At 44.8% G+C, this 13,605-nt stretch carries 6 protein-coding genes; 4 read left to right on the plus strand and 2 right to left on the minus strand.

Annotated elements, in window-relative coordinates:
• The first annotated feature begins 40 nt into the window (after nt 1-40).
• From KO533_RS18110 to KO533_RS18120, 3 genes are all read left to right on the plus strand, one after another.
• Nucleotides 41-4,513 (plus strand): EAL domain-containing protein, encoded by a 4,473-nt coding sequence (locus tag KO533_RS18110; RefSeq protein ID WP_219255476.1) that lies wholly within the window; start codon nt 41-43, stop codon nt 4,511-4,513.
• 237 nt (nt 4,514-4,750) lie between these two features.
• Entirely contained in the window at nt 4,751-6,967 is a 2,217-nt protein-coding gene (locus KO533_RS18115; RefSeq protein ID WP_219255478.1) for a patatin-like phospholipase family protein, read from the plus strand.
• Nucleotides 6,968-7,195: 228 nt separating this feature from the next.
• Nucleotides 7,196-9,238: a M13-type metalloendopeptidase gene (locus KO533_RS18120; RefSeq protein ID WP_219255480.1), complete on the plus strand. Its 2,043-nt coding sequence runs from the start codon at nt 7,196-7,198 to the stop codon at nt 9,236-9,238.
• 80 nt (nt 9,239-9,318) lie between these two features.
• Here the strand turns inward: KO533_RS18120 and KO533_RS18125 are convergent, their stop codons facing one another.
• A complete protein-coding gene (locus tag KO533_RS18125) occupies nt 9,319-9,660 on the minus strand; it encodes a DUF2845 domain-containing protein (RefSeq protein WP_219255482.1) in 342 nt (113 codons plus the stop codon).
• Nucleotides 9,661-9,756: 96 nt separating this feature from the next.
• A complete protein-coding gene (gene hxpB / locus KO533_RS18130) occupies nt 9,757-10,416 on the minus strand; it encodes a hexitol phosphatase HxpB (RefSeq protein WP_113940780.1) in 660 nt (219 codons plus the stop codon).
• Between the two features lie 436 nt (nt 10,417-10,852).
• On the opposite strand from hxpB, the gene acnB reads away from it, so the two are divergent.
• On the plus strand, nt 10,853-13,450 hold the full coding sequence (acnB, locus tag KO533_RS18135; RefSeq protein WP_168825809.1) for a bifunctional aconitate hydratase 2/2-methylisocitrate dehydratase: 2,598 nt from the start codon (nt 10,853-10,855) through the stop codon (nt 13,448-13,450).
• The last annotated feature ends 155 nt before the right edge of the window (nt 13,451-13,605 follow it).

The following is a 13,605-nucleotide window of genomic DNA, read 5'->3' on the forward strand; positions in this document are numbered from 1 at the left end:
AGCTGCTACAGTACAGTTATGGTATGCGGTAAGTTGTCACATGCAAACAAAAATAATTAGAACAATTCTGACATGTTTCATCCTTTCACTGATTAGCGTCCATTCGGCTTGGGCGGGCGGCTTTGTGCAGCGTGTTTTTACCGATAGAGACGGTTTAGCTGTCACCAGCATCCGAGGTTTAGCCTTAGATGACTACGGTTTTGTATGGGCAGCGACTGAGCAGGGCTTGTATCGGGTCAGTAATTCTAAGGTGCGGCGCATTGATAAAATTGGCACGGAATCACGGCTTGCGGATGACTTTTTAACGACAGTGGTGAACATCGACCGAGACAAGTTATTGGTCAGCACCAATGCCGCGATTTACCTTTACGATATAGTACAAAATCAATTTACCGCGTTTGGCTCTCCCTATCTATTCCCGCAGTTTCCAGGTGGTGCGCTGATATCGGCAGCCCGCAAGAATAGCAAAACATGGCGATTATTAATTGATAATGGTCAGATCTATGAGTTTTCCCCTTCAAAGTCTGAACTGCGCCTTATTACTCAATTAGCTGTTAATCGTGACCTTCCTTGGCGCAAGTTATTGCTTATGCCCAATGGACACATGTTGGTTGCGGGGCAGTTGCAACTAGAGCTCCTCGACAACAAGGGCGCACGGCTGTTCCAATACCCTTGGACCGAATCTATGGGCAGTATTCTCGATATGTTGGAGGATACTCAACATAGGATCTGGATTGCGACAGGGCGTGGCGTTTATCAATTAGATCAAATCGCTCATCAAATTACACCTGTGCCAGAATTACCCGATTGGAGCACAGCGATCATTGAAGATGCTAAAGGGTATTTGTGGTTTGCCAGTCGTATTGGCTTGTTAAAATGGTCGCCTGAGACGCGGTTGATTGAGAATTATCAGCAAGAGTTGAAGGCTGAGGCCAACATGGAAACGCTGAAAGCCATGTTGTTTGATGATGCAGGCTTGATGTGGGTTGGAGGCTCTGGTGATGGATTGGCATTGTTAGCGTCACCGCCTGATTTTATTCTTGATACTTATTCGGCAGATGAACCCTATCAGCTGAGCGATGCCATGACTTGGTCTGTACATGCCAGTGATGAAGGGGTTTGGCTCGGTTCTTCTAGTTTAGATTTTGTTGCTAAGGGCAGTAAAAAAGCGGTTAACATTCCGATTGAGGGGTTTAATCCCCACGAAAGTATTTATGATATTAGTGAGTTTGAGGACCATTATTTACTGATCTCAACAACCAGTGGTCTTTTTGTTATTGATAAAGAGACCTTGCAAGGAAGCAGTTTTTCTAAATGGACTCACGGTCAGGATGACTTTAAAAATAAGCTCATATATAAAACTTATCGGGATCCCAAACTGAAAGGACGCGTCTGGATTGCGACTACCACGGGACTCTATTTTTGGGAAATGGGACTCTATGAGCCCCAGCCATTTGATATTGATAAGTCATCGAACGAATTTGATGGCCCCAAGCGGCCAGTGATCCGCACGATTTATCGTACCTCTGACGGTCGTCTTTGGGTTGGCGGTAAAAAAGTCTTTGGTTACATAGACAGTCAAAACGAGTTTCATGATCAACGGCACTTATTTAATGCTTTTGCGGCGCAACCAACGATTAGCCATATTGAAGAAATGTCCCCGGGAATTATCTGGTTTGGTTCCTATGAAAAAGGTTTGTTTGAATATAATCAGCAGGCGGAATCGTTAGTTTCACTGACTTCCGAATGGCAATTAAATTGTAGTTCAGTGTTTTTTATTCAAAAGACCCCTAAGTCAAATCTTGTGGGTTGTGCTGATTCTTTGATTCGTCAGGATATTCAAACTGGCAATATCGCCATGTTTAATCAACTCGATGGTTTGATTTCCGATGAAATGAACGAGGGCGCTTATTTTTATTCGCCAAAAACAGGCTTTTACTTAGGAACACCTGAAGGTGTGATGCGACTCGATGTCAATAGGCTGGTCAATCGTATAACCGATGACCATGTGATGCTTGAATCTGTCTCTGTGTACTATAACAACACGACAGAGGTATCTTTGTTGCCGCGTAACCTGATGACCATCAAACCCGATGCGAATATGGTGAGTTTTCAAATCACTAACTTAGATTACCTCGATGATTCGCCAATCCAATTTAAATACCGATTACGCTATCAGGATGAAGATAGCCATTATGTTTTGTTGCAGGGGGAATCTCAGATCAACCTCGCAGGATTAGCGGCGGGTGGCTATGTGTTAGATATTTTGAGTCAAGTTAATGGGATATGGTCAGATAAGCCGTTCTCTTATCCTTTTTATGTTGAGCAGCATTGGTGGTTATCCCAAGGTTTTAAAGGTATTTTGCTGCTGTTATTTTCAATTATTGCTTTAAGTCTTGCTTGGTATCGACAACGACAGATCAATACCTTTAAGCAGATGAATCTGGCATTAACGGAGAGTGAAGACAGGTTAAGGCAGTCTTTGCGCGGCAGTGACTCAGATCTCTGGGAGTGGCATAAAAATACTCAGGCATTTCACCTTGATAATCGCGGTTCGGTGCTTGGTACGCATGCCAATGAGATTGTGGTGAGCTTAGAGGATTTGCCAGTGCACCCGCAGGATAGGGAGAAAGCTCTCGCTCAGTGGGACAACATGATGGCGGGTGAGATTGACCGATTTGAAGCCGAATATCGCTATCAGCGTAAGGACGGTAATTGGGGATGGCTGAGGGTTAGAGGTCGGCCAGTTGCTCGCAATAAGCACTCAAATGAAATTGAACGGGTCGCGGGTATTTATAGCGATATTACTGTGCAACGCCAGCTAGAAGATGAAATTAATTTATTGGCGAAAGCGTTTGGCAATACCTCTGAAGGTGTGTTGATTTTAGATGTCGAAGGCGGTATTCGCGTTGCGAATTACGCTGCGCAACAAATTATTGGTATAGATTCTGACGACTTAGTCGGGCAACCATTTGCACAATTCGTACAGATGAATGACGGATTAGCATCGGAAATCAAGCAACTTCTCCGTGATAGTCAGTCTTGGACTGGAGAGCGGGAGTTAATCCGCGCCAATCAGCAACTTTGTCCTGTGTGGCTAAACGTGTCGGTGATGCAAAGCATTAACGGGAAAGTAACCCACTATGTGGTGGTATTTTCTGATATTACGGAGCGTAAACGTACTGAAGCCGATTTACGCCGTTTGGCTAATTACGATGTGCTTACTGGGTTGCCAAATCGCTCCTTATTTTCTAGCCGTCTATTACAGTCGATTCAAGCTGCGCAACAAACAGGTGAGAAACTGGCGCTACTGTTTTTAGATCTCGATAGATTTAAGCATGTTAATGATTCCTATGGTCATAGCATGGGCGATGCACTGCTGGTCGAAGCATCAAGCCGACTGCAATCTTGTATTTCCAGCGAGCATTTACTCTGTCGTTTTGGTGGCGATGAATTTGTGATTTTACTCCGCAATGCAAACAGCATTGACGATATTAACCATGTCGCCGAGCGCCTGTTGGAGCAAATTGTCGCGCCTTTTAAGTTATATGGTCGGGAATTTTATATTTCGACCAGCATAGGCATCAGTATTTGGCCCGACGATGCGGTGCAGCCTGAGGCTTTTATCAAGAATGCCGATCTTGCTATGTACCATGCCAAAGAAGAAGGGCGAGGGAATTTTCAATATTATTCCTCGGAGCGTAATGCTCAAGCCCTCTATCATTTACGGCTTGAGGCCGATTTACGCAAAGCGATAGAGCGGCAAGAGTTCGAGCTTTATTACCAGCCGCAAATTGATATTTTGCGTAACGATAAGCTCATAGGCATGGAGGCATTAATTCGCTGGAAACATCCGCAAGACGGATTTATTCGCCCCGATATTTTCATTAAAGTTGCTGAGGCTTGCGGTTTAATTGTTGATATTGACCGCTGGGTATTAAGACAAGCCTGTGTGCAGGGGGCCAATTGGACTAAGCGCTATGGCTCGGGCTTTAAGTTGTCGGTTAATATTTCGGCGGTGCATTTTAGGCAGCCAGATTTTATTGAAGATATCCAAAGAATTTTGCAAGAAACCCAAATGCCAACAGCATCTTTAGGATTAGAAATCACCGAAGGCGTATTGATGAAGGAGTTGCATGTCGCTAAAGACCATCTTACTCGATTGAAATCTTTGGGGATCGAGGTTGCCATCGATGACTTTGGTACTGGGTATTCTTCACTGGCTTATTTGCGTAATTTTGAGGTCAATACTCTAAAAATTGATCGCTCCTTTTTGATTGATATCGCCACTAATACCGCAGATCAGGCGATTGTGAGCAGTATTATTGAATTAGCCCGTAACCTTAAATTAAATGTGGTTGCTGAAGGGATTGAGACGGTTGAGCAGTTAGAGCAAGTATTTAGCCGTGGCTGTTATATTATTCAAGGGTATTATTTTGCTAAACCTATGTGCGTTGATGATTTTGAGCGCTATTTAGAGACAGATAACAAAATCGTCTCTATTGATCATTAAGCTAGAAACATAGTCTATTATTGGCTCGCGAATACTTAATATTTGTACAGCTGATGGGGAATCGTCTTCAGTGGTGATGGATATTTTGTTTAGCGGTTTATTCAATTAAACTTCATCTGTTTGTATAAAGAGTACACAAACTTATCACTAGTCGGTCCAGATAAAATATGACTGACGGTTAAATCGATAAGTTTGTTAATATAACTCGGATTTTTATCCCATAAAAAGTAGCCTCACATGATGCGTCAATTACTCGCTTCTATTATTTTGTGTTTGTGTGTTACCCCGTCTTTGGCTGCAGAGCGCCTTAAAATTGGTGTCGTACTCAGTGGTGGTGGTGCTAAAGGCGCCGCTCACGTGGGCGTGCTCAAAATATTAGAAGAACATAACATCCCCGTTGATTACATCGCGGGCACCAGCATAGGCGCCTATGTCGCTGGCATGTATTCACTGGGTTACAGTGCGAGTGAAGTGGAAGCTATCATGATGGGGGTCAACTGGGACAGTGGCTACTCGGACACCATACCGCGCAATATTTTGAGTTACAGGGATAAACAGTTACGCGACCGTTACAATATTCCGTTAAACATTGGCTATAACGAAGGCCAAGTGAGGGCGCCAAGTGGTCTGCTACGTGGACAGACTATGTCACAACTTTTACGTCAGTCGACAGATCTGGTACAGCAATTTGGTCATTTTGATGATTTAGCCATTCCCTACCGAGCGGTTGCAACCGACTTAGAAACTAGCTTACCTGTGGTGATTAGTCATGGCAGTATGGTTAAAGCCATGCAAGCGTCTGCAACTGTACCTGGTGCACTTCAGCCCGCACAAATTGAAGGCAAGTTATTGGTCGATGGTGGTATTGCTAATAACATGCCCGTCGATGTGGTTAAGGCCATGGGAGCCGATATTATTATCGCCGTCGATATTGGCTCGCCTCTGGTCAAAAAAGATAAATTAGACAGTACCATTGCGGTACTGGATCAACTGTCTAATTTTCTGACCAATGCCAGCACCGCCAAGCAAAAGGAGCTGCTAACAGATAAAGATGTATTGATCCGACCCGCGATTGACGCCCTCAGCACCACTGATTTCACTATTATGCCGCTGGCATTAACCCTTGGAAAAGAAGCCGCTAATGGTCAGCTTTATAAGTTGAGCAGTATGAGCGTGAGCCCTGAGGAATATGCCGCCTACGTCGAGGCTAAAAAAGCCAAAGGTAAATTATTAATGGCGGATGTACGTCATCCCATTAATGAAATCGTATTTGATAACCAATCTAAGGTGAGTTTGAATCTCTTGACGGAAACCTTGGATATTAAGCCTGGGCAAGCTGTATCTAAAGACGAGCTTAATGAGGCGTTAAAGCGTATTTACTCTCTCAATAAATTTGAACGTGTCGATGCTGAATTTGTAGAAGGTGAGGATGGCCGCATACTCACTGTCACTACTAAGGCTAAGTCTTGGGGGCCGAATTATTTCCAACTGGGCTTTAATTGGGAGGATGACTTTAATTCAGAATCTGCCATCAGTTTTGACATGGCTTATACCATGACCGATTTGACCTTTAATGGTGGCGAGTGGCGCAATGAGGTCAAACTCGGCATTGAAAAGTTGTTTGCAACTGAGTTTTATCAGCCTTTAGACAGGGACCAACAGTTCTTTAGCCGTGCCCGCTATCAATACGATACCCGTGATTGGGACTTATACGATAATAACAGTCGTATCTTAACCTTCGACAAGAAAACCCATACGATTGAATTAGGCATAGGTTATAACTACACCTTACAAGGGATGATTGAGTTAGGCTTAGTCGCAGAGAAGGGGTCGATAGTCAATGATGTTTGGCTAACGCAGGACTTAGATTTTAGTTCCTATGGTGCTTACTTTAGGTTCGGTTACGATAGCTTAGATAGCATTAGCTTCCCGACATCGGGTAATCGTGTAACCTTAAACGTCTACGTGCGCAATGAAGATTTCAATGACAGTATCGACGATAATCAAAACCAATTTAGCGTGCAAATAGAGGCCGACTGGAAAGGTGCCTTGAGTGTCGGTAACCACGCTTTTGTTGGTAAGGCATCAATTGCTACTAACAATAATGATGGGGTCAATACGCTGCATTTATCTGAGCTGGGAGGATTCTTAAACCTATCTGGTTACCATAAAGACTCAATTATGGGCGCACATAAAGTGTTTGGGGCCTTTATTTATCAATATGATCTCGGGCGTGATGCGCTAGGTATGACAGATTATCCTCTATACCTAGGTTGGAGCTTAGAGGCGGGGAATGTCTGGGACGAGCGCACTGATGTCACCCTGACCGATCTGATTTATGCATCGAGTCTTTATATCGGTACTGATACTTCCATGGGACCTGCGGCACTTGGTTTTGGGATCACAGATCTTGGCGATAAGTCTTTCTATTTATTTGTGGGTAAAAACTTCTAGTTTGAGATTGGTGTAAAGAACTTAAGGGCATGACTGAGGTTGTGCCCTTACTTTTTGGTCGATGGAAAAACTATAAGCGTCATCCCTATGGAAGTTATCTTGCCGAAATAGCTAAGAGTGTCGCTAAAGTGTCATATCCTTTTACAAAATCTTACTACTGTGAGGCGTGCCAAGATGCTAAGGTTTTGCGGGAAAAATAATAACTCTCAACGGAAGCTGGGGAAAACAATGAAGAAGATAAGCACACTGGCACTGAGTATCGCCTTGAGTTTAGGTTTAGCGGCTTGTAGTACTGAGCCTAAAACTGAAGCCGTTGCGGTGTCTGGCATTGAATTGCAAAACTTTGATGCCTCAGTTCGCCATCAAGATGATTTCTATTACAGCGTTAATGGAAAATGGTTGGCAAATACGCCTATTCCAGCTGATAAATCTAACTATGGCGCGTTTTCTGTGTTGTACGACCAAAGCCAAGATGCATTGAAGAAAATTATCGACGAAGCGGCCGCTAAAAAGAATCCTGCTGCAGGTTCGAATGAGCAGAAAATCGGTGATTTCAATGCCAGTTTCATGAATACCGATTTGCTTGAAACCTTAGGTGTTACTCCGCTTAAGCCATTGCTGGCCGATATCGCTGCCGCAAAAACGCACGCTGACTTACCCGCTGTTATGGGCAAATTACTGACGACGGGTTCTGGTATTCCTTTTGGTTTTTACGTCAATAATGACGCTAAAAACTCAACCCAGTATGCGGTGTATTTAAGCCAGTCAGGCCTCACGCTACCGGATCGTGATTATTACCTTAAAGATGACCCTAAATTTGCCGCTAATCGTCAAGCCATGGCGAAGTATGTGACTGAGATTCTGACCGAAGCGGGTTACAAGGACGCTAAACGTGCTGCTAAAAGCGTTGCTGACATCGAAATGATGATCGCCAAAAGTCAGTGGAGCCGAGTCGAATCCCGTGATGCCAACAAGGCATACAACAAGTTAGATCGTGCTGAACTGCAAAAGTTAACCGGTCAATTCGATTTTAATTCCTTTGCTGCGAGTGCGGGCTTAGGCGATAAAGTGACTGAAGTGATCGTGCGTCAGCCCTCTTATTTTGAAAAACTCGGCGCCAGTTTCGAGACATTCCCAGTATCGGCTTGGCAGGATTATCTGGCGTTCCACTTAGTGGATAGCTACGCCGAGTTACTGAGTAAAAACTTTGTTGATTTGAACTTCGCCTTTAAGAGCAAAACCTTAATGGGTATCGAAGAGCAGCAGCCACGCTGGAAAAAAGCGGTTGATGGCGCCGACCAAGTGATTGGTGAGTTAGTGGGTGAAGAGTACGTTAAGCAATACTTCAAGCCAGAAGCTAAAGCGCGCATGGAAACCATGATCAAAAACTTGATCAAAGGTTTTGAAGTCAGCATTAATGAACTTGAGTGGATGACGCCAGAAACCAAAGTCGCCGCCCAAGAAAAACTGGCTAAATTTACCTACAAAATTGGCTATCCAGATAAATGGAAAGATTACTCAGGTTTAGATATTAAGGCTGACGAGTTAGTGGGTAACTACATGCGTTACGCTCAGTTTGAATATCAAGACATGATCAACAAGCTAGGCAAGCCAATTGATCGGACCGAATGGGGCATGACACCACAAACGGTGAATGCTTATTACAGTCCAGTTAAAAACGAAATTGTGTTCCCTGCTGCGATTCTGCAACCGCCATTCTTTAATATGGATGCCGATGATGCCGTTAACTACGGTGGTATAGGTGCCGTAATCGGCCATGAAATTAGTCATGGTTTTGATGACCAAGGCGCTAAATACGATGGTGATGGCAACCTGCGTGATTGGTGGTCAGATAAAGACAGAGAAGAGTTCCAAAAGCGCGGTAAGCAGTTGTCTGCCCAATACTCAGGTTATGAGGCAATGCCCGGCAAGTTTGTTAATGGTGATTTGACTTTAGGGGAAAACATTGGCGACTTAGGTGGTTTAACTGTAGCGGCACGTTCGTATTTGATGAGCCTTAACGGCAAACCTGCACCTGTGCTCGATGGTTTAACGGGCGAGCAACGCTTCTTTGTGGGTTGGTCGCAAGTATGGCGCCGTAATTACCGTGATGAAGAACTGAGCCGTCGTTTGCTGACAGATCCGCATTCACCGAGCCATTATCGTGCCATGGGTACGCCACGTAACGTGGAAGCCTTCTATAAGGCCTTCGATATGAAAGAAGGCGATAAAATGTATTTAACACCAGATGAGCGTGTGAAAATTTGGTAATACATTCAGTAGATTGAAATAAGAAAAGCCAGACAATGTCTGGCTTTTTTATTGATGACAATAATCAATGATGCTGCAGATTAATGTCCATAACCTAAGGATTCAATTTTTGTGACTTTATTATCAGTGGCATACAGGCGACGCATTAAGCGTGTTGGTCCAAAGTCATAGGTCCATTCTTGATACTCAGTTGGCAACTTGCTGGGATCGATCACCCTGTCTCCGTTAGCGTTGAGATAAGTCGCGGGCAGACTGTATTCTCGAATATCACTGGGCGAGCCGCATTTATCCTGCACAGTCGTTAAAGTATCGCCCGTATTGATCACTTGTTGTTTACAGTGCATGGTCTCACCTGCGCTAGCGGGTAAACAGGTGGACATGAGCATTAAGCCCATGGGCAGTATTAAGGACAGGTATTTCACATTGAATTCCTTCTGGGTACATACACCATTGTGCTATTTATCCGTAGGGCAAAGACTAAGCTTATCCGCCCTGCAGAAACTCGGTGTATTGTGACGTTATTTTGCCAAAATTGTTGTTAATGCCAACAAACTCTCTGCCTGATGATGGGCGATAATCCACTTAGCATCGCCTCTTTGTTCTGGCGCAGGGATCGCGACCGTTTGCATGTTGGCTGCTCTGGCGGCAATTAAGCCGTTAAAGGAATCTTCGATGGCAAGACAACAACGGGGATCAACATCTAACGCCTTAGCGCAATTCAAATAAACTTCTGGGTGGGGTTTGCCATAGGTGAGTCCCTCGGCCGATTGTACTGCCATAAATTTATCACTGAGTCCTAGCTTAGAAAGAACTGCCTCAATAATAGTGTAGAACGACGAGGTCGCTAAGCCGATTTTAAGGCCAAGCGCTTGGCAGTGATCAATCGCTTCGTGGACGCCCAGCATAGCTTCGCCGCTAACCAGAATTTCATTTGCAACTTTATCAACAATCGTTTGGCTGACCTTGGCATTATCATAGTGTGGCCAAGGTGCCTTGTGGTACCAATAATCGACGCATTGATCGATGCGTAAGCCCGTGGTTTGTTGAATCGTCTCTATCGTCACTGGCACGCCGAGTGCGGATAACACTTCATACTCGACTCGCTGCCATAGGGGTTCTGAATCGATTAAAACGCCATCCATATCAAAAATAACGGCTTGAATGCTAAGGGATGTCATTGGTACTCCGATGGACTAAGGAAATAACTGAGATATGCAGTAAATTAAGCCTGAGTGTAAGTTCTCGCACTGCATCTTAAAAGCCAAAATGCAGCAAGATGAGAAAAATTTATACCTATTTTTGCTCTGGGGCGCGGAAAATTGCTTGTTCGATTTAAAATTAATGAAACATTGTTAACTATTTGTAGTGTATGGTTTTTTGTCTGTTTTCAAACTATTGTCTAATTTCACTTGTTTTAATCTTCCCGTAAGTTGGCATTCGCCGCCGGATTTAGTCCTTATTTCGCTTTTTGCCGAGTGTGACCTGATTCATACTTTTGCAAAGCTGTAGTATACTGCAGGCCGGAAATACGGGTCGATCATGTCGGACTGTCAGCTTCAATTAAGAAGACGTGCAGTTTCGTTGTTAGAGCGCCAAACAAAGAGGAATGTTGCCGTGCTAGAAGCATATCGTAAACACGTCGCAGAACGTGCTGCAGAGGGCGTAGTCCCTAAGCCATTAGATGCACATCAAGTGGCTGAACTGGTTAAGTTAATTCAAAACCCACCCGCAGGTGAAGAGGCTTTCGTTCTCGACCTGCTTGAAAATCGAATTCCCCCAGGTGTTGATGAAGCCGCTTATGTTAAGGCTGCTTTTTTAGATGCGGTTGCCAAAGGCACTGAAAAATCACCGATTCTGTCTGCTGAGCGTGCTACTGAGTTATTAGGCACAATGCAAGGCGGCTACAACATCGAACCTCTGATCGCGCAGCTGGATAATCCAGCGTTAGCACCTTTAGCCGTTAAAGCGCTATCTCACACTCTGCTGATGTTTGATTCTTTCCACGATGTGGTTGAGAAGATGGAAGCGGGCAATGAGTTTGCTAAGCAAGTGGTTGAAGCGTGGGCGAATGCAGATTGGTATTTAAGCCGTCCAAAACTGGCCGACAAAGTCACTCTGACAGTATTTAAAGTTTCTGGTGAAACCAACACCGATGACTTGTCACCTGCACCCGATGCATGGTCACGTCCTGATATCCCATTGCACGCGTTAGCTATGCTGAAAAACGCCCGTGATGGTATCGAGCCTGATGTTGCTGGCGCCGTTGGCCCAGTGAAAAAAATCGAAGCATTAAAAGCACAAGGTCATCCATTAGTATATGTGGGTGACGTTGTGGGTACGGGTTCATCACGTAAATCTGCGACTAACTCAGTACTGTGGTTTATGGGCGATGATATTCCATTCGTACCTAACAAGCGCGCTGGCGGTTTCTGCCTTGGCGGTAAAATTGCACCGATTTTCTTCAACACTATGGAAGATGCGGGCGCACTGCCAATCGAGCTTGACGTAAACAAGATGGAAATGGGCGATGTGATTGACATCTACCCATACGCCGGTGTGGTTAAGCGTCACGATAGCGACGAAGTGATTTCAGAATTCAGCTTAAAAACGGAAGTCTTGTTAGACGAAGTTCGTGCTGGTGGTCGTATTCCATTGATCATCGGTCGTGGTTTAACTGACAAAGCCCGTGACGTATTAGGCTTAGGGTTATCTGACGTCTTTGTACGTTCTCAAGATGTCGCTGATACTGGCAAAGGTTATACACTTGCACAGAAGATGGTCGGTAAAGCTTGTGGCGTAGCGGGTGTGCGTCCTGGTCAATACTGCGAACCTAAGATGACGTCTGTCGGTTCACAAGACACAACAGGTCCTATGACCCGTGATGAGCTGAAAGATTTAGCTTGTTTAGGTTTCAGTGCTGATTTGACTATGCAGTCATTCTGTCACACTGCGGCTTATCCAAAGCCAGTGGATGTGAACACACATCATACTCTGCCAGATTTCATCATGAACCGCGGCGGTGTATCACTGCGTCCAGGTGACGGTGTTATCCACTCGTGGTTAAACCGTATGCTGCTACCAGATACCGTTGGTACGGGTGGTGACTCACATACGCGTTTCCCAATTGGTATTTCATTCCCAGCGGGTTCTGGCTTAGTAGCGTTTGCTGCTGCGACTGGCGTTATGCCACTCGACATGCCTGAATCCGTATTAGTGCGCTTCAAGGGCAAAATGCAACCGGGTATCACACTGCGGGATCTGGTTCATGCTATCCCATTAAAAGCCATTGAACTGGGCATGCTGACCGTTGAGAAGAAAGGTAAAGTAAACATATTCTCTGGTCGCGTACTGGAAATCGAAGGTCTTGAAACCTTGAAAGTTGAACAAGCTTTCGAACTGTCTGATGCTTCAGCTGAGCGCTCTGCTGCTGGTTGTACCATCAAGTTAGACAAAGAACCTATCATTGAATACCTGAACTCAAACATCATCATGCTCAAGTGGATGATCGCTGAAGGTTATGGCGATCGTCGTACGATTGAACGTCGTATCAAAGGCATGCAAGAGTGGTTAGCCAATCCTGAGCTGATGAGCGCCGATAAAGATGCTGAGTATGCTGCAGTAATCGAAATCGACTTAAATGACATCAAAGAGCCAATCCTGTGTGCGCCAAACGATCCTGATGATGCCGTTTTACTGTCATCTGTTGCGCAAACTAAGATTGATGAAGTGTTCGTCGGTTCTTGTATGACTAACATTGGCCACTTCCGCGCAACCGGTAAGATGCTAGACAAGTTTGCTAAAACCCTGCCAACACGTCTGTGGATTGCACCACCGACTAAGATGGATAGAGATCAGTTGACTGAAGAAGGCTACTACGCGATTTTTGGTCGTGTAGGCGCGCGCATCGAGATCCCAGGTTGTTCACTGTGTATGGGTAACCAAGCACGTGTAGCTGAAGGTTCAACTGTGGTATCGACTTCTACCCGTAACTTCCCTAACCGTTTAGGTACAGGTGCTAACGTTTACTTAGCCTCTGCTGAACTGGCTGCGGTTGCTGCACTGTTAGGTCGTCTGCCGTCACCTGAAGAATATCAAGAATACGCTAAAGAGTTAGATGCAACTGCAGCTGACACATACCGTTACTTGAACTTCGATCAAATCGAGTCTTACACAAAAAAAGCATCGGAAGTGATCTTCCAGACTGCCGTGTAATCGATTGCCGTTAAGGTAACTTGATGTAAAAAGCCAGCGTAAGCTTAATGCCGTTCACTTAAGAGTGAACGGCATTTTTCTTGGTCTAACCGGGAACTTGTTTTTGCTCATTTTAAGAACTCGTGGATATGCCCTTTCCCGTTTACCATCCAGCT

Source organism: Shewanella sp. NKUCC05_KAH, from assembly GCF_019345585.1.
Lineage (GTDB): Bacteria > Pseudomonadota > Gammaproteobacteria > Enterobacterales > Shewanellaceae > Shewanella > Shewanella oncorhynchi.

Excerpts from the sequence above, each read along its gene's own strand:
- KO533_RS18115 (WP_219255478.1), top strand. The coding sequence starts at position 4,751 with ATGATGCGTCAATTACTCGCTTCTATTATTTTGTGTTTGTGTGTTACC.
- KO533_RS18120 (WP_219255480.1), top strand. The coding sequence starts at position 7,196 with ATGAAGAAGATAAGCACACTGGCACTGAGTATCGCCTTGAGTTTAGGT.
- KO533_RS18110 (WP_219255476.1), top strand. The coding sequence starts at position 41 with ATGCAAACAAAAATAATTAGAACAATTCTGACATGTTTCATCCTTTCA.
- hxpB (WP_113940780.1), bottom strand. The coding sequence starts at position 10,416 with ATGACATCCCTTAGCATTCAAGCCGTTATTTTTGATATGGATGGCGTT.